Source organism: Kitasatospora sp. NPDC001159, from assembly GCF_053598235.1.
Genome location: NZ_JBSFJV010000020.1, coordinates 16226 through 36432, shown reverse-complemented (window position 1 = coordinate 36432; position 20207 = coordinate 16226). Strand labels below are relative to the sequence as shown.

Here is a 20207-nt window from a genome sequence, read left to right as displayed (position 1 = left end):
TCGAGGCTCGCAACCGTAGACCCGGACCGCAGCCACTGCGGTCCGGGTCTACGGGCGTCTACCCGGGTCTACGGGCGTCTACGGGGTGCCGCGCCCCGTCCCGCCCTCGGCCGGCTCGTCGTAGGAGGAGGTGCCCGCGTCCAGGAGTGGCTCCTGGGTCCTGAGGTGCGTCGGCCCCGGGGGGAGAACCGGGACCGGCGCGCGGAGTGTTATCACACCGGGGTGCCCGGAACCAGGGTGAACCCTGAGCCGCAGGCAGCCGCCAGGTTCGACGCGTCGAACGGCGTCGCGGTGATGTTGCAGACGGCCTCGTAGATCTTCCCCTCCTCGCTCTCCACGTTGAGGAAGAGCTTGTTGGGGATGTTTGCGCCGCTCTCGGTGGCGGACACGCTGGTGTCGATCACACACTTCGGGGCACCGGGGATGACGTCGACGTCCACCCATACTCCCGGGTTCCGGCTGTCGTTGAGGAAAGCCTCGCCCTTGCGGCTCGTAGCCAGGCGGAACTCGGTGTCCGAGAAGGTTCCGAAGTCCACGACGTCGGAGCTGAAGCCTCGCTGTTCCCGGGCGCAGTAGTGACCGCCGCCTCCGTTGCCGCCCTGCCGGTCCGCCGAGTGCCCGGACGGGAGTCCGGGAGCGGTGGAGTTGGTTCGAGCTGTCGAGTCCATGCCGCCCTGGGCGACCGCGGGCGAGGCAAGGAGGATCCCGGCGACCACCGCTCCGGTCACCGTGGACAGGCGTCTGAAACCGTACTTCATTCGTGAATCCCTTTCCTTGGAGGGGTGCGACGCCTGCCCGGCAGTTCCAAGGAAGTTCTCCGACCGGTTCACCGTCGGTGCGATCTCACTGCGATCGACTTCCAGTGGGCTTCGGAGGTTTCATGGAATCAGGCCGCAGCCCTTCTGCCGGGCACAGACTGCACACTCGAATGAAGTCGATGATCCCCAAGAATGGCGCGCGGGAGTTCACGCCATGCCGGAGCCATCGCTCGCAGGGGGGCACGGCGTTGCCCCCGAACGGATCAAGCGTCCGCCGCTGCGGGGTGCGTGGCGGCCCGGGCTCCCCGGTGTCCCCGCGCTGCTCGTCGTACGAGGAGGTACCCTCGTCCAGCAGCGGCTCCTGCGTCTTGAGGTGCGCCGGGGCCAGCGCCCGCAGCGCGTGGTAGCCGGTGATGACGACCAGCGTGCCCAGCGTGATGCCGCTGAGGCTGAAGGTGACGCCTGACCGGCACTGCCACCCACCGCGACGCGCAGTTCCGCCACGCCATCACCCGACTGCTGCACTGGGCGAAGCGGTGCGGGGTGAGGGCGATCGGTCTGGAGAACCTGGACTTCACCGCCGAGACCACCCGCGAGAAACACGGCCGCAGGAAGCGGTTCCGGCAGTTCGTCTCCGGTATCCCCACCGGCCAACTCCGCGCCCGGCTCGTCTCCATGGCCGCGGAGCTGGGCATGGTCATCGTCGCCGTGGACCCGGCCTACACCTCCCAATGAGGGCGCAGCACCGGAAGCCGCTCACGACGCCCAGTCAGCCCAGCCGCACGATGCCGCGAGCATCGCGATCGGGCGACGCGCCCTCGGGCACCCGATCCGGCGACGGACGGCACCGCCCCACGGCGACCGGAGCGATCGTCGTGGGCATCGGACCGTTCAGGCCTCATCGGGCGCCCGGGGGCGTGAGGAGGCCCGCCGCCCCGTCACGGACCGGGCGCACGATGCGCGCAGCCGGACGAGGACCACGAGAACGGGGGCGACCGGTCGGGCATCCACCACCGTTCGGGATGCACGCAGTGATCAGACCCGAGTCCAAGACTCACTCCTGATCACTTGATTGGAACGGTGCACTACCCGGCGACGTCATCGCGGGGGCGGTGCTGGGCTCGGCGTGCGCGTCGCTGGTGCCGGCGATGGGTCACAAGGGGCTCGTATCCGGCGGGCGCGGCTGACGCGGCCGCCGCGATCAGCTGGCGTGAACAAGTTCCGTACAAAGCAAGGCAGTTGACGGGTCCATCACCACATCCCCCACGCTGGGCGACACCGACCACGCACTCCACACACCCGGTCGGTCCGTGTCCACCGGAAGGGGTCCCCTCGCATGCGCCGAACCTTCGCCGCGTTACTGACCGCCCTGCTCGCCCTGGTGGGTGTCGCCGTCCTGCCGTCCGTCGCGCAGGCCGACACCCCCCGGCAACTGCACCACCGGCCGAGGTGCCGGGATAGCCACCGCGAGCTGCGGCAACGTCCCGGCCGGCACCGTCTGGCACGTCGAGACGGTCTGCTTCTACGTCGTCCAGACCCAGCCGATCACCTACTGGGTCGCCGGTAACACCGTGGTCGGCGACGGGACGTCCACGTCGGTCTGCCGTCCCGGTGACATCGCCACCGACACCATCCGCCCGGTCGTCATCGGCATGCAGGGCAAGCAGGGCCGTCTGGTCGGCTACGGCGGCAGTTGCGTGGACATCGCCCACGGCAGCACCAACATCGGCACCCCGGTGCAGATCTACGACTGCAACGGCACCGGCGCCCAGTGGTGGACCCTGGGCCTGGACAACTCCGGGCGCGCCCTCGGCAAGTGTCTGAACGTGGTGTGGGGCAGTCCCGACAGCCCCAACGGCACCAAGGTCGAGATCTACGACTGCGTCGGCAGCCAGGGCGAGCAGTGGGTCCCGCAGCCCGACGGCTCGCTGAAGAACGTGCTGACCGGCAAGTGCCTGGACGAGCTCGGCTTCAACACCGCCAACCGCACCCAGCTGGGCATCTGGGACTGTAACGGCCTGGACAACCAGAAGTGGGTCCTCACTCCCTGACGCTCGTGGAGCGCCTTTCGGCGGGCCCGCCTCCCCGGAGAGGCCGGAACCCGTCGAACGGCGCGCCCCGGCTCCGTCCGGCCGTCAGCACCGTCCGGGCAGGAGCGTCGTGGCCGTCGTGGCGGGGTGGGCGGGCAGGGCGCGCAGGGCCGCGTGGGCCGCCGCCTCACCCTCGCCGTACTGGTGGGCCCGGGCGGAGCGCAGGGCGGCGTCGAGGTGGAGCGCGGCCTCCTCCGGGCGGCCGGTGGCGGCGAGCGCGCGGCCGTAGAGGGTCTGCAGGACGACCCGGCGGGTGACCGGGAAGGGCGGGTCGGCGAGGGCCAGGCCGCGGGCGGCGTGGTGGGCGGCCTCCTCGGGGTCGCCGGCCGCCAGGCACTGGTCGGCCAGGTGCTGGCGGGCGAGGGCGACGAGGTCGGCGCGGTCGGCCAGTTCGGCCAGCGCGAGGGCCTCGGTCAGCAGGCCGTGCACCCGGGCCCGTCCGCCGTACCGCGCGCCGCGGCCGTACCGGGCGAGGGCGACGGCCAGGTTGGTCAGGGCGACGGCCTGCGCGGTGCGGTCGCCGGCCAGGGCGGCGAGGCCGGGGGCCTGCTCCAGGTGGGCGAGGGCCTCCTCGGGCCGGTCCTCCTCCAGCAGGACCCAGCCCAGCAGCGCGCGGGCGCGGGACTGGGCGCCCGGGTCCGGGTCGGCCTCGGCGGCGGCCAGGCCGTGTTCGAGCAGCGGCACCCAGCCGTCCCGGACCTGCCACACGATCAGCGGCCACTGCAGGAGCACCAGGCGCCAGGCCCGGTCGTGCAGTCCGGCCGAGACCGCCGCCTCCACCGCGCCGCGCAGGGTGTCGCGTTCGGCGGCGTACCAGGCGAGCGCGCCCGCCCGGTCCGGGAACGGCCGGACCTCGACGGGCTGCCGGGCCCCCGGCGGGGGGACACAGCACGGCTCGCTGCCCGGCTCGGCGGCGGCGCACGCGGCGAGCAGGGTGTTCACCAGGTGGTCGAGCAGGCGGGGCAGCGCCTCGGCGTCGTCCTCGCCCGGGCGCAGCGGCAGGCTGCGGGCGTAGAGGCGGACCAGGTCGTGCAGGGTGTAGGCGTCCCGGCCGATCTCGACGACCAGGTGGGCGGTGGCCAACTGGCCGAGCGCGCCCGCGGCCTGGGGCAGTGCGCTGCCGGCCAGCGCGGCGGCGGTGCGGCTGTCGAGGGTGGCGCCGGTGTGGGTGCCGAGCCGGTGGAACATCCGGCGGGCCGGCTCGGGCAGGTGCTGCACGGTCAGCGCCAGGGCGGCCGCGACGCTGGTGTCCTCCACGTCCAGCAGACCCAACCGGCCCTGCTCGTCGGCCAGTTCGTCGGCCAGGGCGGCCAGGCCCCGGGTCGGGCAGGTGGCGACCCGGGCCGCCGCCAGGCGCAGCGCCAGCGGCAGCCCGTCGCACAGGGCGGCCAGCCGGGCGGCGGCCGCGGGCTCGGCCGAGACCAGCTCCCGGCCCAGGGTGTCGGCCAGCAGGGTGACGGACTGCGGCGCGGACAGCTCGGCCAGCGGGACGGGCCGGGCGGCGTCCGAGGCGACCAGGCCGCCGAGCCGGTCGCGGCTGGTCACCACGGTGACGCAGCCCTCCCCATCGGGCAGCAGCGGGCGGACCTGCTCGGAGGTGCGCGCGTTGTCCAGGACGATCAGCATCCTGCGCCCCGCGGTCAACTCCCGGTAGCGGGCGGCCATCGCCTCGGGGGAGTGGGGCATTTGCTCGGCCGGCAGACCGAGGGCGAGCAGCAGCTCGCGCAGCACCGCGGGGGTGGAGCGCTCGGGCAGCGGGCTGTGCCCGCACAGGTCGACGAACAGCCGCCCGTCGGGGAAGTCCGCCTGCCGCCGGTGGGCCCAGTACACGGCCAGGGTGGTCTTGCCGACCCCGGCCCCGCCGGCGACCACGGCGATCGCCCCGGGGGAGGCGGTGGCCCGGTCGAGCGCGGCCAGGTCCTCCCGGCGCCCGGAGAAGCCGCGGGGGCGCCGGGGGAAGGGCCAGGGCGCGGGCGACGGCGGGGCTTCGACGGCCGGGGCGGGCGGGGCGTCGGAGCGCAGCAGCGCCTCGTGCACCCCGGCGAGTTCCGCCCCCGGGTCGATCCCCAGCTGCTCGGCCAGGGCCCGGCGGGTGCGGTGGAACCACTCCAGGGCCTCCGAGCGCCGACCCGCCTGCCCGAGCGCCGTCATCAGCGCCGCCACCAGCGACTCCCGCAGCGGGTTGAGCGCCGCCTCGGTGCCCAGCGCCCCGGCCGCCGCCCCGTGGTTGCCGAGCCGCCCGTACGCGCGCGCCAGCTCCTCCACCGCCGCGAGCCGCAGTTCCTCCAGTGCCTGCGCCGCGCACCGCAGCGGCAGGCTCGGCGACGTCCCGGCCAGCGCCGGCCCCCGCCACAGCCCGAGCGCCTCGCGCAGCGCCGCCACCGACTCGCCCGCGTCCCGGGCCGAGCGGGCCGACCGTACGAGGTGCTCGAACCGCCCGGCGTCCACCGCCGAGTCGGGCACCCGCAGCAGGTACGCGCCGCCGCCGGTCACCAGCTCGACCCCGCCATCGGCGGCCCCGTGCGCGGCCAGCAGCGCGCGCAGCCCCGACACGTGGTTCTGGATGACCGTGCGCGCGTGCCGGGGCGGCTCCTCGTCCCACATCGCCTCGGTCAGCCGCTCGACCCCCACCGGCACGCCCGGGTTCAGCAGCAGCATCGTCAGCAGACTCCGGCGCTTGACCGACCCGACCGCGAGCTCCCGCCCCTGCGCGGCCACCACGGCCACCGAGCCCAACAACCGGAACTCCACCCACGCCCCCACCGCGCCACCAGCAAATATGACAAGCATATGGCGGCGGGCAACCTCCGTTCCTTGAGAGGTCAGTGAATCTCAGGGATTTGCCCATGACTGGGCAAGGTCCTCGTCTGATCCGACGTGGAGGGCCGGTGCGAGGTAGACGCTTCGTACCACCCGGGCCGCCCCGGCATGCCGCAGCAACGCACGACCCTGACGCTCCGTCGGGTCGAGCGCAAAGCGGTACGCCTGCGTCACGATCACCAGGCGACCGTACCGCCCGCCACCGACAGCCAGGCGAAATGCCCGAATTGTTGGCTACCCCCGCCCGCCGCGCCGGGACCGGCACCGCCACCCTGGACGCGCCGATACCCGAGCGGATGTACTGCGATCTCCGCAAGGGCGTCACCAAGGACGTCACCGGGGAGGGGAACCGATGCTCACCGACACCTCGACCAGCGCGGGCAGAGCGGTCCTGCTCCACGACCGCCACCCCACACTGAAGGAACTCACCGACACCGCACACCTGCTGGCCGCCCGCCATCCGCACCTGTGCCGGGTGCGCACCCTCGGCACCTCCCGCGCCGGCCGGCCCCTGCTGCTCCTGTCGATCGGCCACGCCGCGGACAACGTGCTCGTCGTCACCGGCGCCCACGCCGACGAGTTCCCCGGCCGGTCCGGCCTGGTGGAACTGGCCCACCGCATCCTGGCCCACCCCGCCCTGCGCGAATCGACGGCCTGGCACCTCCTGCTCTGCCTCGACCCCGACGGGGCCGGCCTGGCCGAAGGCGGCCACCGCGCCCGGACCCTGCCCGAGTACTTCACGCACTACTTCCGCCCCGCCGCCGAGGAACAGCCCGAATGGGCCCCGGCGATCGGCGGAAGGCTCCCGGAGAGCCGGATCCTCCTCGACCTGATCGACGAACTCCGCCCCTGCCTCCAGTTCTCCCTGCACGGCTCGGACGTCGGCGGAACCTTCGTCCAGGCGACCCGCGACCCGGCCGCCCTCGCCGAACCACTCGCCAAGTCCGCCACCGACCTCGGCATCCCGGTCGAAACCGGCTGCTACGACACCTTCTCGCTGCACGCCTCGGGCCCCGGCGTCTTCCTGATGAAGACCCACCACATCGATCGGCAGGAGACCACCACGGGAGCACTGACACCGCCCCACCCCGACCGGCGCGAGGACACGGGGGGCGCCCGCGCCAGCACCTGGTTCGCCCCCCAGCGTTACGGCGGCGCCACGGTCGTCATCGAGACACCGGCCTGGACCAGCGACCACCTCGCCGACACCCGCCCGGCCCACGACGCCCGCCCCCGCCTGACCGCCTGTGCCGACCAGCTGCGCGACCGGGGCCGACTGCTCACCGAACTGCTGGACACCGCCCCGCCCCATCCGGACGACACCGCCCTGCTCAGGGCCGTGCGCACCCCGCTGACCGCACTGCGCCAGCTCGCCGACGAATGGGACCCGCGGGCCGGCGGACAGGACCTCCTGCGCCCGGGCCTGATGACCCGGGCGAAGCTGGCCGGCATCGAACTGTGGGCCCACCGCATCCCGGTCCGCACCGCCGCCATGCTGCGCCGCGCCCTCGACCCGTCCGACGCCCGCCCCGACCGCCTCCTGCGGGACTGGTGTGCCCAGTACCAGCGGCGCTTCCAGCCGACCTGGCTGCCCGTCGGACGCCAGGCGGACCACCAGGCGAACACCGTCCAGGCCGCCACGCAACTCACCCCTCTCCGCACGCGCCGGTAGGCGCGAGGCGGGCCGAGCACCCCTCGTCCAGTCAACCGCCCCGCCGGGCCTTCAGGCCACGGGTTTGCCGCGGTCGGCTCCACCGACGCGCCCCTGCCAGCCAGGGGCTCCGTATGTCGAATGCGCCGAGGCCCCGGTCTCACTTGAGCTGCGCGGGGAGTTCACCCGCGGCGCGACCGTGACCGACCGGTACGGTTTCACCGGACGCACTCCCCGACGCCAACGCGGCAACCCGCCTGGACGCCGAGCGATTCCGGGACGTCTTCAGGAAGGCGCTCGCCGCTCCGGGCTGACCCGCTGACACCCATGGAGGCTGACCCGCCGTGCACGCTTCTCCCGGACCGACCCCCGGCCCCCGTCTGCTCACCGCACTGGCCGGAGCCCAACTGCTGGTGGCGCTCGACTTCTCCATCATCTACGTCGCGCTCCCCGACATCGGGGGGAGCCTGCCGATCGCGTAGTCGGGGATGCCGGAGGTGACGACCGACCCGGCGGCGACGATCGCGCCGTGGCCGATCCGCACCGCGGGCATGACGGTGGTGCGGTATCCCAGCCACACGTGGCCATTGTGTGGTCGCGGCAGCTGCCGGAGGGAGCGGCACCGTCCACGGTGACCAGCGGTTTGAGGAGCACCACCCGCGGCTGCTCGGGGAAGGGGTGCAGCACGGTCGGGTCGGAAACGGCGGGGATCACGCGGGCGCTCGCTTTCGGGACGACGGGACAACGGGAACGCAACACTCCCTGATTCACTACGGGCCGCCACCCGCCCCGCGAATTACCGCCCCCGCCGCGCGTCGGCCCACAGTTGATCACCGGACGCTCCGTCGGCATCATGGGGGCATGGGGGAAGAACGCTGTGACCACGGGTTGATCATCGGGCAGTGCAGTGACTGCAAGCCGGCGCCCGAGGGCCTGAAAGCACAGGTGTGGATCACCAAAGGCGGATCGGTGTTCCACCGTACGCCGGGGTGTGAAGCGCTCGCGGACGGGCAGGACCGCGCCGCCCGCCTCGGCCTTGAGCTGCACCAGCCGACCCTGGTCTCGCTCACCGAGGCCATGGCCCAGGGGAGGGGCGCCTGCATCCCCTGCTTCCCCAAGTACAGGCCGAACGCCACCACCTCGGGGAGCGATTGAGGTCGGGGCGTCGCGGCCCGGCGTTTCGGCTCTGGCGTGATCAGCAGGCCGTCGGGCGGGCCAGCGCCAGTTCGGTGCTGGTCTCCCGGCGGGTGGCTCGGCGGGCCGAGCGGTCGGAGACCAGACCGGCGATCGCGGCCTGGGTCCCGGCAAAGAACACCAACTGGTGTTTCGGGCCGGCTCCTTCGGCGCGCCGCCGATCGCCACCACGTCGCTGGGCTAGAGTCTCGCGACAGCCGGATTGGCCGAGCCGTCCGTCCAAACATGTGACCGTCACGTGACCGACTTCGGCCCTCGGCTGCTCGGCTTATTGTCCCGGGGTTCCACTGGGAAGTGGATTGGACTCAGCAGGTACTGCGCCCGCTCGGGGCTCGGCCGGTTGGCCAGCCTGGTCACGATGGCCGCGCGCAGCTCGCCGATCAGCTGATCCAGCTCCGCCGGACTGAGCCAGAGCGCATGTTGCCGGTAGCCCACTTGGTCGGCCACCGGGTCGGCCTGCTCGCGGTCGAGATAGGCGTTGAACTCGGCCAGCAGGGCCGTCATCGCGGTGGCGAAGGCGCGTCGGTGGTCGTCGGGGGCCAGCGATCGGATGGTCTCGGGGCTGATGACGGCTCGGTCCTGGCGCAGCCGGTAGTGCCGCTGTACCGCGCCTCGCACCCTCTGCTCTTCGGCCACCTCCAGGATTCCGCCGGCCACCAGCAGGTCGATGTGCCGATAGACGGTGGCTTTGGAGGCCTCGGGGATGCGCGTACAGAGCTGAGCAGTCGTCAGCAGCCGCCCGCCACCCATCGCGTGCACGATCCGCAGCCGGATGGGGTGGGCGAGCAGTTCCAGGGAGTCCATGCCCAAACCTTCTCATGACTGCTACCGTTCTCAAATGTGAGAATTAATGAGGGAAGGGCGCTGGAGGTCACGGGGGGCTTCGCCGCACTGCTGCGGACGGAGTCGTTCGCCGAGATCGTCGAGCAGTTCGCGCCACCGCTGCGCGCTGCCGTCAACGCCGAGGCGCTGCAGCTCGCGTGGGCGGCCGAGGCCACCGGACGGGGCGGGATCACGGCGATCGGAGAGCCGGTGAGCGAGCCCGGCGAAACCGGTCCGGTGCGCGTGCGCATCCCGGTGACGTGTGCGAACGGCAGCTTCACCGTGGTCACGTCGATCGGTGGTGACGGCCTGCTGCACGGCCTGCGGCTCGCCCCGGACGGCGACGCCGAGTGGCAGCCGCCGCACTACGCGGACCCGGCCCGGTTCACGGAGCGGGACGTCCTGCTCGACACCGGACCGCTCGCCGTGCCCGGCACGCTGAGCCTGCCCGTCGGCCCCGGGCCGTGGCCCGCCGCCGTGCTACTCAGCGGTGGCGGTGCGTTCGACCGGGACGAGAGCATCGGCCCCAACAAGCCGCTCAAGGACCTCGCCTGGGGACTCGCCACGCGACAGGTGGCCGTGCTGCGCTTTGACAAGGCGACCTTCGCACACCCGGACCGTCTGCCGCCGGACTTCACCATGGCCGACGAGTACCTGCCGCATGCGCTTGCCGCCGTCCAACTGCTGCGGCAACAGCCCGAGGTGGCCCCCGACCGGATCCACCTGCTCGGCCACAGCATGGGAGGCAAGGTGGCGCCCCGGATCGCCGCCGCCGACCCGTCTATCGCCGGGCTGGTGCTGCTCGCCGCGGATGCCCAGCCGATGCACGAGGCGGTCGTCCGGGTGGCGCGCTATCTCGCGGCGCTCGCCCCCGGTCCGGGCGTGGACGAGGCGGTGGAGGCGCTGACCCGGCAGGCCGCGCTGGTGGCCGGCTCCGAACTCACCCCGGACACGCCGTCGGAGCTGCTGCCACTCGGGCTCTCCGCCCCCTACTGGCTCGACCTGCGCGCGTACGACCCGGTGTCCACGGCAGCTGGACTGGCCTGCCCGATGCTGATCCTGCAAGGCGGGCGGGACTACCAGGTCACCGTCCCCGACGACCTGACGCGCTGGCAGGCCACCCTGGCGGACCGATCCGAGGCGGTGATCCGGATCCACCAGGATGCCAACCATCTCTTCTTCCCCGGCCGCGGCCGCCCCACTCCGGCGGAGTACACGCGACCGGGGCACGTCGAGCCAGCGGTGGTGGACGAGATCGCGACCTGGCTGGTGCGGCGCTAGAAAGGGTCCGGGCCGTCAGCGCACCGTGCCTTGAGGTCACGAGAGGCCAGCGAACCCAGGTGCGCGCCGACCAGCCTGAGCACCTTCTCATCCTGCGGGGTGAGGCCCTTGAGCCGGTCGCGTATCGACACACCCGAGGGGCCGAGAGCGACGAACGGTGCATCAATCGCGCGGAGCTGTTTCTTGTCACTCACCAGCGGCAGCCGTCTCCGACCGGCGTCGACGGGCGCATTCTTGTCGGCTTTCCTGTCCAACCGCCCGACCCGGCCGGCGAAGCGGTGCTGGAGGACCGGCTTCCGGGCGCTGCCGCCGTTCACCGGGCCGGCGGCCGGCGGCGGGGCCCCGGCGCAGGCGCCGCCGCAGCGGCGGCGTGGTGGAAGCGGGGGAACTGAACCCGGGTCCCCGCCCGTCCCCGCGCGGGCGAATCGTCAGGCGGTCGGGGAATTGCCGGCCGGCGGCGCCCGCTGAGGTCCCGTCAGGCAGAGCCGGTGGCCGTCCTCAAAGCCGGTCGTAGACGGCGGACAGCCGGTGCAGCACCTCGGCGGCCCGGTCGAGGGCGTCGTCGTCGTAGTCGTCCAGGTCGGTGTGCAGGGCCTCGGTCAGCGCCCGCTGGCGCTGGTCGTGCCGGGCCCGGCCGACGTCGGTGAGGGCGACCAGGACGGAGCGCTTGTCCTCGGGTTGGCGGGTGCGGGTGACATAGCCGGCCGCGACCAGGCCGTTCACCAGCTGGGTGGTGGCGGCGCCGGTGGTCTCGGTGCCGGCGGCGAGCTGACTGATGGTGAGGGGGCCCTGTTCGGCCAGGGTGCGCAGGGCCCGGGCGTGGGTGAGGGAGAGGGCGCCCTGGGTGCGGGTGGCGCGTCCGCGCAGCCGGGCGTCGGCGGCGCTGAGGCGGTAGGCGGCGCGGGCCAGGCGGTCGAGCGCCTGGGCGCGGTCGGCGGTGGGTGGCGGCTCGGCCATGGTCGGTCCTTCTCCTCGGCGGGTTGACAGCAGCCTAGCCTCAGTACTTAATAGCTAAGTACTTATTCAATAAGTACTTATCTCAAAGCTCGGAAGGAGACCCTCATGACCATCCGTTCGACCGGCCAGAGCTGGGCCCTGGACATCGCTCCCGGGCGGCCGCCACCGACCGCCGCCTGGCCGCGCTCGCCGCCTTCGAGGCTGTCGCGGGGGACTTCGCGACGATCTTCGAGCGCGCCCAGCCGACCTTCAAGAACAACTACATGTACATGGCCGGGTACACCGACGAGGAGGCCTTCGACCGCGACCTGGCCCACCGGATGCCGCTGGGCGACCTGGTGGCCGACATCAACTGCCCGGTGCTGTACGGGATCGGCGAGTTCGATGAGCTCACCGGCCTCGGTCGGGCGCTGGAGAGCTTCGAGCGCATCCGGGCGCCGAAGGAACTGCGGGTCTACGAGGGCGAGTTCCACCCGCTCGGGGGAGTGGCGGCCGAGGTGTTCCGGTTCGGGGCGGAGTGGCTGGAGCGGGCCCTCGCCGGGGAGTTCGCCGCCCCCGGACGGGACGTGCGGCACTACGTCCACCGCGGCGGCCGCACCACCGACGGCGGCGCCGACCCCACCTGGTGGCTCGGCGCCGCCCCGGCCCGGCTCGCCGAAATCCGGCGGGGCTGAGCCGGGCGGCGGCCGCCGGCGCGCCGGCGGCGCCGTGCCTGGCGGGTGCCGGCACTCCTTGCGGTGACCGCCTCCCTTCCTATGCCTGGAAGGGCCCCTCCTCGACGAACAGCCGCAGCAGCCGGGCGAAGGCCCGGGCGTCCGCCGCAGGCCAGGACGCGAGGGAGCCCTCGATGCGGGCCGCCAGGCGCTCTCGGGTGGCCCGCACCACGCCCTGCCCGGCGTCGGTGAGGACGAGCAGGGTGGCGCGCCGATCGCCGGGGTCGGCCTCGCGCCGCAACAGGCCGGCCTCCTCCAGCCGGTCGGCGCGGCGGGTCACGGTGGTGCGGTCCAGCCCGGTCTCGCGGCCGAGGTCGGCGGCGCTGCACGGGCCGGTGCGGGCCAGGCCGCTGAGCACCGGATAGGTGAGCTCGTCGACGGCCTCGCCGAGGCCGTCGACGAGCTGGGCGTGCAGGCCGGCGCGGGTGCTGCGCCGCAGCAGCAGCCCCAGGGCCTCGGCGATCTCATGTCCCGTCGGATTCGTCACCCCTCCAGATTAGCGTGCGCCGAGCACGCTTTTCATGTACCGTGAAATGCGTGCTTCAGGCACGCATCTTCCCGCTCCACCCACCCATCCACCGGAGGAACCCCATGCACCGCACCGACATCAGCACCGCCCTCACCGACCTCCTCCTCACCCCCGGACTCGACCTCAACGAGGCCGCCGACCGGCACTTCGCCCCCGACTACCGTCAGCGCACCGACGGCCGCTGGAACGACCGCCAGCAGTTCCTGGCCCACATCGCCCACCTGCGCACGATCGTGGCCGGCGGCTCGATCGAGGTCCACGACGAACTCCTCGACGGCGACCGCTACGCCGACCGCCACACCATGACCGTCGACAAGACCGACGGCTCCACCGTCCGCATGGAGGTCTACCTCTTCGCCGAGTTCGCCCCCGACGGCCGCTTCCGCCGCGTCGAGGAGACCACCCTCATGCTCGAAGGCGCCGAGCACGACCGGAACATCGGCAGCGCCCGCTGAACCTCTGACATCCTCCCCGCCCCGATGGGCGGGGATTCCCCCGCGCCTGCGGCACGGACACCCGTGGGGCGCAGGTCGCCGAGGTGGGTTCCCCGTTCAACGGGCCGTGCCCGGCGTGGGATCGCCACGCCGGGACTTGCGGCCCTCCATGGGCGTTCAGCCCCCACGGCGGCCCGGATGGTCTGACGCCGCGCAGCCGGGAACGGCCTCAGCCTCAGACCTCAGGGGAGCGTGGCGGCGAGGAAGTCGCGCCAGGCGGCGTGTACCCGCCCGGCGGGGAAGCCGTCGCTGCCGTGGTTGTCGTCGTCGTTGCCGTCGGCGAGGAGGTCCAGCAGCAGGCCGCGCAGGACGGCGAGCACCACGGTGGCGTTCACTCCGGTGCCGTCGAGGACGCGTTCCAGCGGCGGCAGCCACTCCTGCAGCGAGGCGGTGCCGAAGTCCAGCCAGGGCTCGCAGCGGTCGAAGGCGCGGACGTACCCCTCGAAGAAGAGCCGCAGCGCGCCCCGGCGCTCGGGCCTCGTCAGCCACTCCCAGAGCAGTTCGAGGGTCTCGCGGGCGCTGCCGCCCTCGGCCTCACACCGCTCCAGCAGCGCCAACTGCTCGGCCCGTCCGACCGCCAGGACCTCCCGGACCAGCTGCTCCTTCGACCCGAACAGGTACAGCAGCACGCGGGGGCTGGAGCCGATCCGCGCCGCCAGCGGGCGCAGCGAGAGGTCGGACACGTTGTGCTCGGCGACGTAGCGGACGGTCGCGGCGAGGATCTCCTCGCGGCGCGGCGACGGGCGGGAGGCTGCGTTGGCGGGAGTGGACACGTGGTCTATCGTTCCACTGAAACGAGCGTTTCAGTGGAAGGGATGCCGCCATGGCCGCCACCGCACCCGCAATCGCGACCATCCGCGAGGCCGACCGCCCCGGCGACCTCGGCACCGTCGCCGCCCTGCACGGCGTCCTCTACACCCGCGAGTACGGCATGGACGCCACCATGGAGGCCTACGTCGCCGCCGGCATGGCCGAGTTGGTCCTGGCCCGCATCCGCGAGGGCGACCCGGCCCCCGGCCGCCTGTGGGTCGCCGAACTCGCCGGCCGGGTGGTCGGCGCCGTCGGCCTCGTCCGCGCCGAGGAACGCCCCGGCTGGGGCCAGCTGCGCTGGGTGATCCTCGACCCGGACGTCCGCGGCCAGGGCCTGGGTCGACGACTGCTGGCCACTGCCCTGGACGAGGCCCGCGCCCGCTCCTACGAAGGCGTACTGCTCTGGACGGTCACCGGCCTCGACGCCGCCCACCACCTCTACGCGAAGGCCGGCTTCGAGCTCACCCTCTCCCGCCCCGCCCACAAGTTCGGCCTCGACACCGTCGAACAGCGGATGGACCTGCGATTCGGCCCCGGAGTCCTGGCCCGGACACCATCCGCAAAGTAGTGGGATGATCGCCTGCTCTCCGTTGTGGCGGCCTGTTCATCGCAGCTTTGACATCCTCCCCGGCTGGAGCCGGGGGATTCCTCCCGCGCCTGCGGCACGGACTCCCGTGGGGCGCAGGTCGCCGAGGCGGGTTCCCCCTTCAACGGGCCGTGCCCGGCATGGGATTGCCACGCCGGAACTTGCCGGCCCTCCAGGGGCGTTTAGCCTGCCCGCCTACCCGCCGGCCAGGATGTTGCGAGCAGCGTTCCGAAGATCGCTCCGCCGCTTCGCGGCTCCGGTCCAAGGACCATTCCTCCCCTGGCTGAAGCCAGGGGCATCCCGGGAGAACAAAGGTGAGCGGCCCGAACGCCCCTGACCTGCTTGAGGCGGCCCGCTGCCCGCCGCCGGGGTGAAACAACGAGACTCCACTGCGGAATTCGTTTCGCTACATGGAATGTGCTGTCCGCTCACATAAAGTGACCCACCGGGTTGCACCCCTTCCAGCATCCCCCGGCGGGTGTGACACGGTCGTCTGTCTGCTGAGAAGACCGATCCCGGACCGGTCCTGGATCGCACCCGCCCGTGCGGCTGGGGACGCGCAGAAGGAACGATGACCATGAATGCGAGCTCCTCTTCTCCGACGGACCGGCGGTCGCGCACGGTGTGCCTGGTCGCTGTCGCCGTTGCCGGAGCACTCGGACTGCTCAGCGCGTGCGGCGGATCGTCACACCCCGAACCCGCCGGCGCGCTGAGTCCCGGACCCGGCCAGACCCTGGCGGGATTTCCAGGGGCCTCCGGAACGAGCGGTACGGTCGCTGTCAGCGCACCACCAAGCACGTCCTCGACCTCACCTGCCAGCGGCCAACCGTCCGCTCCAGCCGCTGCCAACGCGGTGACGATCAAGAACTTCGCGTTCTCCCCGCCCACGCTGACGGTCAAGGCGGGCACGAAGGTGACCTGGACCAACACCGACCCCGACGCCCACACCGTCACCAGCAAAGAGGGATCGGGCGGGCCACTGCAGTCGGCAGCCCTGGCCACCAACGACACCTACAGCTACACGTTCACCCAACCCGGCACCTACCCCTACTACTGCACCATCCACCCGTACATGACTGCCACCGTGGAGGTGACTCCATGACCGAGGACACACACGACTCCAACGGCGGCGGCGAGCACGGCATGACCCGTCGGCAGCTCATGCGGCACTCCGCCTGGTTCGGTGGTGCCGTCGTCCTGACGGTCGTCGCAGGAGAGGTGATCAGCCATATCCCGGGATCGGCGAACGCGGCCCCGGCAAGCAGTGCAGACCTGCATTTCGTGCAGATCTCCGACAGCCACATCGGCTTCCAGGGCCCGGCCAACATGGACGTCACCGGGACGTTCGGCACAGCGATCAACCAGGTCAACTCCCTCGGGTTCCGACCTGACTTCGTCATGCACAGCGGCGACCTGACGCACCTCTCCACCCCCGACCAGTTCGACCAGGTCAAGCAGATGCTGTCGCAACTGGACACGGACCGGGTCTTCACCGTACCGGGCGAGCACGACTCGATCGGAGACAACGGACCACGCGCCTACCGACAGGCCTTCGGCCAAAACACCCTGGGCGACGGCTGGTACAGCTTCGACACCCACGGTGTGCACTTCATCGCGCTGGTCAACACGCTGCACCTGGAGCAACTCGGCCACCTGGGCAACGATCAGATCGACTTCGTGCGCAAGGACATCGCCGGCCTGTCGTCGGACACCCCCATCGTCATCTTCAGTCACATCCCGTTGTTCGCGATGTATCCGACGTGGGGCTGGGGCACCGACGACGCGGTACAGCTGCTGTCGATGTTCCACCGCTTCTCCTCAGTCACGTGCCTCAACGGGCACGTCCACCAGCTGTTCAGCAAGACCGAGGGCAACATCACCTTCCACTCGGCCCGCCCCACCTGCTACCCGTTCCCCAAACCCGGCCAGGGCCCCGCCCCACTTCCGCAGGTGCTGCCCGCCGGACGCCTCAAGGACGCACTCGGCATCCGCACCGTCAACTACTGGCAGGGCAACCACACACTGGCCGTCAAGGACGAAAAGCTCGCATGAACACCCGGAGCCTGACGGCCCTCGCACTGCGCCTGGTGCTCGCTGCCACGCTCGCGGCGAGCGGATACATCCACGCTCAGCTCTACATCGACGGTTACCGCTTCGTCCACATCATCGGCTCGTTGTTCCTGCTGCAGGCCAGTACCGCCTTCGCGGTGGCCGCACTCCTGTTGTTGGCGGCACCCCTGCTCCTGCGAATCGCCGCCGCCGCGATCGCCGTCTGCACGCTCGTCGGGTTCGCCGCATCCCGCACCACGGGATTGTTCGGGTTCTCCGATAACGGCCTGCAGCCCGCCCCGCAGGCCCTGCTCAGCCTCATCGCCGAGACGCTCACCCTGCTGATCCTCGCGTCCTGGCAGGCATCCGAGGCCCGGCGACACCGCCGCGCCCGGCCAACTGACGGTCAAGGCGGGCGCGAAGGTGACCCGGACCCACAGCTATCCGTTCCCCGAACCAGGCCAGGGCCCCGCCCCGCTTCCGCAGGTGCTGCCCGCCGGACGCCTCAAGGACGCGTGGCTGCCCCGCCAGTAGTCGGCGGTGCGGATGCCGAGAAAACCCGGAGCCTGACGGCCCTCGCACTGCGCCTGGTGCTCGCTGCCACGCTCGCGGCGAGCGGATACATCCACGCTCAGCTCTACATCGACGGTTACCGCTTCGTCCACATCATCGGCTCGTTGTTCCTGCTGCAGGCCAGTACCGCCTTCGCGGTGGCCGCACTCCTGTTGTTGGCGGCACCCCTGCTCCTGCGAATCGCCGCCGCCGCGATCGCCGTCTGCACGCTCGTCGGGTTCGCCGCATCCCGCACCACGGGATTGTTCGGGTTCTCCGATAACGGCCTGCAGCCCGCCCCGCAGGCCCTGCTCAGCCTCATCGCCGAGACGCTCACCCTGCTGATCCTCGCGTCCTGGCAGCCCTCGCTAGCGGCGGCGGTGAAATCGAGAGCGGCGGCGGCCGAGCACGTGGAGGGCCTCGCTGCCCCCGCCGGCCACCGACGGCTCCATGACGTCCTGTGGCTTCTCCTGCCCTTGGCGGTCATGGCCGGCCTCTTCTGGTACGGCCGGGCGCACACCTCCAACTACGAGTCCAGCCTCTTCGGGAACCGCGGCACCGACGCACAACTGCTGAAAGCCCAACTCGGCTCCGCGCTCCTGGGTTTGGCGCTGATCCAGCTACTCCTCGCGCTGTGGATCTACGGTCGCCTGCCCGCACTGCGAGCCGCACCGCGCGCGGTCCGTACCACGCACCGCCTCATCGGCGTGACCGCCTTCCTCCTCTCCCTGCCCATCGCCCGGCACTGCATCACCGCCTACGGAGTCCAATTCACCGACACCCGTGTGGCGCTGCACTCGCTCACCGGATGCTTCCTCTACGGGGCCTTCGTCGCCAAGGTCATCGTGGTCCGGCACCGCCGCTGGCCCGGCTGGGCGCTCCCCCTGGCCGGCGGTACCCTCGTCACGGCGATCGCCCTGATCTGGTACGCCGCCCCCTTCTGGTACCTGAACGGCTTCCAGGTACCCGGCCTGTGAGCAGAACGTGGGGTGCCTCTCCCGCACTGCGCTTTCCAGCGCGCTGGCCAGCAAGAACGTCTACTTTGTGGCCTGGGGCACGGACAGGAGTCCGGGGTCGTTCCTTCCCGCTCAGTCCTTCGGGCGCTCCCATGGCCAGAGCGGTTCCCAGGGGCCGTACTCGTTCATTTCCGCTCCGCGACCTTCACCCGGCGGGGGCGGCACTGGTTCGTCTCCTTTCTGGTCGAGGACGGCAAGCAGACCCCCGAACGGCACGCGATGCCGTCCACGTCCGTGGGTATCGACCGGGGTGTGAAGGTCGCCGCGACCCAACTGCTCCCACGTTTGTGTCGAGTTGTGCGTAGGCGAGGTAGTAGGCGATTTCATCGGGCTTGCTCAGGCTGCGGCGGGCCAGGGCCCACCGCCGGCGAGCCTGGACCTCGCCCTGGTCCAGTGGAACGCCGAGCCGTCCGCGCAGCGGGCCGTGATGCAGGCGTTCGACGCCGGCCACGGCCCGTTGCCAGGACGGCCAGCGGGCGGGCAGCGCGACGCTGACGATCGAGACGTCCAGCAGGGTCCTCGCGAATCGCAGATCCAAGGGATGGTCCTGCCTCACCCCGCGCGGCGGCAGCCGGGTGGTCATCCGGGCCGACCCGCGGATGCGCCGGGATGGCAACGGTGCTGCTCCTCCCTTCGGGAAAGGGGAAGGCGGCCGGTCGAAGCGCCGACCGCCCTCGGTGCGCCCCGATGCCGGGCGCCCGTGTCACCGGGTGACGACGGTGATCGTTCCGGCGCCGCCTTCTCGGCGCTGTGCGGCCAGGGCTTCCTGGTAGGTGACGTACTGGCGAACGGTGCCGTCAGGCAGGCTCAGCTGGTAAACGACGGTTTGCGGTGATCCTCCGCCGCAGTTGCAGGCCATGAGTTCAGTGTCCTTTCCGGGTGCTGGGGTTCGGGTCTTCTGGAGAGGGGGCGTTGGTCAGTCCAGCCATCGTGAGGCCACACCCGCCAGGTACGAGACGCTGAGCGCGGTCGCCGGTATCCGGAACCACGGGCTGCCCTCCAGGCACGCGGCACAGCCGACCGCGACGGCGGACACCCAGACGCTCGAACACCAGCTGCAGGTGATCAGATAGGCGGCCTTGGACTTCTCGCCGAAGCGATCGGCGACCCAGATCCTGAGACCGCCCGCGAGGGTGTCCTTGGTCAGGAAACGGGTGACGCGGCAGGTGGCGCCGAGCGCGAGAAGGAACATGGTCAAGCTCATCGGGACAACTCCACTGACCAGGGACGCGGCAGTACGGTTGCGGGCGGCGCGGCGGGTACGGTGGCTTCGCCGCTACGCCCCCAGCGCGTCCGTCCCCCCGCCGTGCGAGGGCGGGGGGACGGACCTTCGAGGTCGGCCGCTCATCTGCGGACGATGAGGTCAGGCCTCACCTGGCTCGGCCACCAGTACCGGTCCGCGATCCACGTCCCGGGCCCGATAGGACCGGTCCGGTCACTACTGCGGCCAGCAGGGCAGCAGGGTGCCGGTCGACTCCAGCGTCGTGCCGCCGACGGTGGCGGTCGCGGTGAAGGTGCCGGACCGGACCTGAAGCAGGTTCAGGTCGGTGGTGAGGGTCGCGATCCCGGACGCGTCCGTCACCGCCGAGCCCACCGGCTGTCCGGCGATGAGGAAGTTCACCGTCACGCCGGCGGCCGCGGGAGTGAGCTGGGCCTTCAGCGTGGCGGTGTACGGCTGCCCGTGCGAGGGGTTCGCCAGCTGGTGCTCCCAGTGGCCCTGCCAGCAGGACGGCAGAGCCTGCAGGCTCGCGGCGGGGCCGCCTACGCCGACGGTGATCGGGACGGGGAGCGAGACGACGTTGGTGCAGGTGCAGTTGGTGCCGGCTGCGGTGACGGTGGCGGTCAGCGACACCGGTCCGGCGGTGGGGAAGGTCATCGACCCGGT

Annotated in this window: 21 protein-coding genes and 4 pseudogenes; 12 read left to right on the top strand and 13 right to left on the bottom strand. The window is 71.8% G+C overall.

Annotation, left to right across the window (positions count from 1 at the left end):
- Positions 1–212 precede the first annotated feature (212 nt).
- Both ACWC9T_RS13170 and ACWC9T_RS13165 read right to left on the bottom strand, forming a co-directional pair.
- A complete protein-coding gene (locus ACWC9T_RS13170; protein ID WP_449821128.1) occupies positions 213–758 on the bottom strand; it encodes a hypothetical protein in 546 nt (181 codons plus the stop codon).
- 295 nt (positions 759–1053) lie between these two features.
- Positions 1054–1215, bottom strand: a pseudogene (locus ACWC9T_RS13165) (nitrate reductase); the annotation flags it as partial.
- Between the two features lie 86 nt (positions 1216–1301).
- Between ACWC9T_RS13165 and ACWC9T_RS13160 the strand changes: the two are divergent.
- Both ACWC9T_RS13160 and ACWC9T_RS13155 read left to right on the top strand, forming a co-directional pair.
- On the top strand, positions 1302–1493 hold the full coding sequence (locus ACWC9T_RS13160; RefSeq protein ID WP_449821127.1) for a hypothetical protein: 192 nt from the start codon (positions 1302–1304) through the stop codon (positions 1491–1493).
- 650 nt (positions 1494–2143) lie between these two features.
- A complete protein-coding gene (locus ACWC9T_RS13155) occupies positions 2144–2809 on the top strand; it encodes a ricin-type beta-trefoil lectin domain protein (RefSeq protein ID WP_449821126.1) in 666 nt (221 codons plus the stop codon).
- A gap of 84 nt (positions 2810–2893) precedes the next feature.
- Here the strand turns inward: ACWC9T_RS13155 and ACWC9T_RS13150 are convergent, their stop codons facing one another.
- Both ACWC9T_RS13150 and ACWC9T_RS13145 read right to left on the bottom strand, forming a co-directional pair.
- A complete protein-coding gene (locus ACWC9T_RS13150) occupies positions 2894–5611 on the bottom strand; it encodes a BTAD domain-containing putative transcriptional regulator (RefSeq protein ID WP_449821125.1) in 2718 nt (905 codons plus the stop codon).
- Between the two features lie 69 nt (positions 5612–5680).
- Positions 5681–5842, bottom strand: coding sequence for a helix-turn-helix domain-containing protein (locus tag ACWC9T_RS13145; protein WP_449821204.1), 162 nt, complete (start codon positions 5840–5842; stop codon positions 5681–5683).
- Between the two features lie 178 nt (positions 5843–6020).
- Here ACWC9T_RS13145 and ACWC9T_RS13140 point away from each other — a divergent pair, with 178 nt between their 5' ends.
- Both ACWC9T_RS13140 and ACWC9T_RS13135 read left to right on the top strand, forming a co-directional pair.
- Complete coding sequence (locus ACWC9T_RS13140) at positions 6021–7340, top strand: M14 family zinc carboxypeptidase (protein ID WP_449821124.1); 1320 nt, start codon at positions 6021–6023, stop codon at positions 7338–7340.
- A gap of 323 nt (positions 7341–7663) precedes the next feature.
- Positions 7664–7801: a hypothetical protein gene (locus ACWC9T_RS13135; protein WP_449821207.1), complete on the top strand. Its 138-nt coding sequence runs from the start codon at positions 7664–7666 to the stop codon at positions 7799–7801.
- Here ACWC9T_RS13135 and ACWC9T_RS13130 read toward each other — a convergent pair.
- Positions 7792–7899: pseudogene (locus ACWC9T_RS13130) on the bottom strand (antibiotic acetyltransferase); the annotation flags it as partial. The gene ACWC9T_RS13135 and the pseudogene ACWC9T_RS13130 overlap by 10 nt on opposite strands.
- 281 nt (positions 7900–8180) lie before the next feature.
- Between ACWC9T_RS13130 and ACWC9T_RS13125 the strand changes: the two are divergent.
- The gene (locus ACWC9T_RS13125; protein WP_449821123.1) at positions 8181–8474 is read left to right on the top strand and encodes a hypothetical protein; all 294 of its coding nucleotides are present in this window, start codon (positions 8181–8183) and stop codon (positions 8472–8474) included.
- Between the two features lie 273 nt (positions 8475–8747).
- Here ACWC9T_RS13125 and ACWC9T_RS13120 read toward each other — a convergent pair whose 3' ends face one another.
- The gene (locus ACWC9T_RS13120) at positions 8748–9317 is read right to left on the bottom strand and encodes a helix-turn-helix domain-containing protein (RefSeq protein WP_449821122.1); all 570 of its coding nucleotides are present in this window, start codon (positions 9315–9317) and stop codon (positions 8748–8750) included.
- Between the two features lie 36 nt (positions 9318–9353).
- Here ACWC9T_RS13120 and ACWC9T_RS13115 point away from each other — a divergent pair, with 36 nt between their 5' ends.
- Positions 9354–10616: an alpha/beta hydrolase family protein gene (locus ACWC9T_RS13115; RefSeq protein ID WP_449821121.1), complete on the top strand. Its 1263-nt coding sequence runs from the start codon at positions 9354–9356 to the stop codon at positions 10614–10616.
- An 11-nt stretch (positions 10617–10627) separates the two neighbouring features.
- Here the strand turns inward: ACWC9T_RS13115 and ACWC9T_RS13110 are convergent.
- A pseudogene (locus tag ACWC9T_RS13110) lies at positions 10628–10810 on the bottom strand (IS200/IS605 family accessory protein TnpB-related protein); the annotation flags it as partial.
- Between the two features lie 304 nt (positions 10811–11114).
- Complete coding sequence (locus ACWC9T_RS13105) at positions 11115–11573, bottom strand: MarR family transcriptional regulator (protein WP_449821120.1); 459 nt, start codon at positions 11571–11573, stop codon at positions 11115–11117.
- Positions 11574–11836: 263 nt separating this feature from the next.
- Between ACWC9T_RS13105 and ACWC9T_RS13100 the strand changes: the two genes are divergently transcribed.
- The gene (locus tag ACWC9T_RS13100) at positions 11837–12247 is read left to right on the top strand and encodes a hypothetical protein (RefSeq protein ID WP_449821119.1); all 411 of its coding nucleotides are present in this window, start codon (positions 11837–11839) and stop codon (positions 12245–12247) included.
- A 79-nt stretch (positions 12248–12326) separates the two neighbouring features.
- Here the strand turns inward: ACWC9T_RS13100 and ACWC9T_RS13095 are convergent, their stop codons facing one another.
- Positions 12327–12773, bottom strand: coding sequence for a MarR family winged helix-turn-helix transcriptional regulator (locus tag ACWC9T_RS13095; RefSeq protein WP_449821118.1), 447 nt, complete (start codon positions 12771–12773; stop codon positions 12327–12329).
- Positions 12774–12877: 104 nt separating this feature from the next.
- Between ACWC9T_RS13095 and ACWC9T_RS13090 the strand changes: the two genes are divergently transcribed.
- Positions 12878–13270 carry a nuclear transport factor 2 family protein gene (locus tag ACWC9T_RS13090; RefSeq protein WP_449821117.1) on the top strand — a complete coding sequence of 131 codons (393 nt, stop codon included), beginning with the start codon at positions 12878–12880 and terminating at the stop codon, positions 13268–13270.
- Between the two features lie 221 nt (positions 13271–13491).
- Here the strand turns inward: ACWC9T_RS13090 and ACWC9T_RS13085 are convergent, their stop codons facing one another.
- The gene (locus ACWC9T_RS13085; protein WP_449821116.1) at positions 13492–14082 is read right to left on the bottom strand and encodes a TetR/AcrR family transcriptional regulator; all 591 of its coding nucleotides are present in this window, start codon (positions 14080–14082) and stop codon (positions 13492–13494) included.
- A 50-nt stretch (positions 14083–14132) separates the two neighbouring features.
- Between ACWC9T_RS13085 and ACWC9T_RS13080 the strand changes: the two genes are divergently transcribed.
- The 4 genes from ACWC9T_RS13080 to ACWC9T_RS13065 all read left to right on the top strand — a co-directional run bounded on the left by ACWC9T_RS13080 (position 14133) and on the right by ACWC9T_RS13065 (position 18283).
- Positions 14133–14687: a GNAT family N-acetyltransferase gene (locus tag ACWC9T_RS13080; protein ID WP_449821115.1), complete on the top strand. Its 555-nt coding sequence runs from the start codon at positions 14133–14135 to the stop codon at positions 14685–14687.
- An 871-nt stretch (positions 14688–15558) separates the two neighbouring features.
- On the top strand, positions 15559–15807 hold the full coding sequence (locus ACWC9T_RS13075; RefSeq protein ID WP_449821114.1) for a cupredoxin domain-containing protein: 249 nt from the start codon (positions 15559–15561) through the stop codon (positions 15805–15807).
- The gene (locus ACWC9T_RS13070) at positions 15804–16757 is read left to right on the top strand and encodes a metallophosphoesterase family protein (protein WP_449821113.1); all 954 of its coding nucleotides are present in this window, start codon (positions 15804–15806) and stop codon (positions 16755–16757) included. The genes ACWC9T_RS13075 and ACWC9T_RS13070 overlap by 4 nt, the downstream gene beginning before the upstream one ends.
- The gene (locus ACWC9T_RS13065; protein ID WP_449821112.1) at positions 16754–18283 is read left to right on the top strand and encodes a DUF6529 family protein; all 1530 of its coding nucleotides are present in this window, start codon (positions 16754–16756) and stop codon (positions 18281–18283) included. Before ACWC9T_RS13070 ends, ACWC9T_RS13065 begins: the two co-directional genes overlap by 4 nt.
- Positions 18284–19025: 742 nt before the next feature.
- Here ACWC9T_RS13065 and ACWC9T_RS13060 read toward each other — a convergent pair.
- The 3 genes and pseudogenes from ACWC9T_RS13060 to ACWC9T_RS13050 form a co-directional block, all read right to left on the bottom strand.
- Positions 19026–19181 (bottom strand): DUF7196 family protein, encoded by a 156-nt coding sequence (locus tag ACWC9T_RS13060; RefSeq protein WP_387630498.1) that lies wholly within the window; start codon positions 19179–19181, stop codon positions 19026–19028.
- Between the two features lie 57 nt (positions 19182–19238).
- Positions 19239–19526, bottom strand: coding sequence for a hypothetical protein (locus tag ACWC9T_RS13055; RefSeq protein WP_449821111.1), 288 nt, complete (start codon positions 19524–19526; stop codon positions 19239–19241).
- 234 nt (positions 19527–19760) lie between these two features.
- A pseudogene (locus ACWC9T_RS13050) lies at positions 19761–20207 on the bottom strand (hypothetical protein); the annotation flags it as partial.

Bases quoted from the DNA above. Each gene is read 5' to 3' on its own strand.
- ACWC9T_RS13170 (WP_449821128.1), bottom strand. From the start codon at position 758: ATGAAGTACGGTTTCAGACGCCTGTCCACGGTGACCGGAGCGGTGGTC.
- ACWC9T_RS13140 (WP_449821124.1), top strand. From the start codon at position 6,021: ATGCTCACCGACACCTCGACCAGCGCGGGCAGAGCGGTCCTGCTCCAC.
- ACWC9T_RS13125 (WP_449821123.1), top strand. From the start codon at position 8,181: ATGGGGGAAGAACGCTGTGACCACGGGTTGATCATCGGGCAGTGCAGT.
- ACWC9T_RS13120 (WP_449821122.1), bottom strand. From the start codon at position 9,317: ATGGACTCCCTGGAACTGCTCGCCCACCCCATCCGGCTGCGGATCGTG.
- ACWC9T_RS13105 (WP_449821120.1), bottom strand. From the start codon at position 11,573: ATGGCCGAGCCGCCACCCACCGCCGACCGCGCCCAGGCGCTCGACCGC.
- ACWC9T_RS13100 (WP_449821119.1), top strand. From the start codon at position 11,837: ATGTACATGGCCGGGTACACCGACGAGGAGGCCTTCGACCGCGACCTG.
- ACWC9T_RS13090 (WP_449821117.1), top strand. From the start codon at position 12,878: ATGCACCGCACCGACATCAGCACCGCCCTCACCGACCTCCTCCTCACC.
- ACWC9T_RS13080 (WP_449821115.1), top strand. From the start codon at position 14,133: ATGGCCGCCACCGCACCCGCAATCGCGACCATCCGCGAGGCCGACCGC.
- ACWC9T_RS13070 (WP_449821113.1), top strand. From the start codon at position 15,804: ATGACCGAGGACACACACGACTCCAACGGCGGCGGCGAGCACGGCATG.
- ACWC9T_RS13065 (WP_449821112.1), top strand. From the start codon at position 16,754: ATGAACACCCGGAGCCTGACGGCCCTCGCACTGCGCCTGGTGCTCGCT.
- ACWC9T_RS13060 (WP_387630498.1), bottom strand. From the start codon at position 19,181: ATGGCCTGCAACTGCGGCGGAGGATCACCGCAAACCGTCGTTTACCAG.
- ACWC9T_RS13055 (WP_449821111.1), bottom strand. From the start codon at position 19,526: ATGAGCTTGACCATGTTCCTTCTCGCGCTCGGCGCCACCTGCCGCGTC.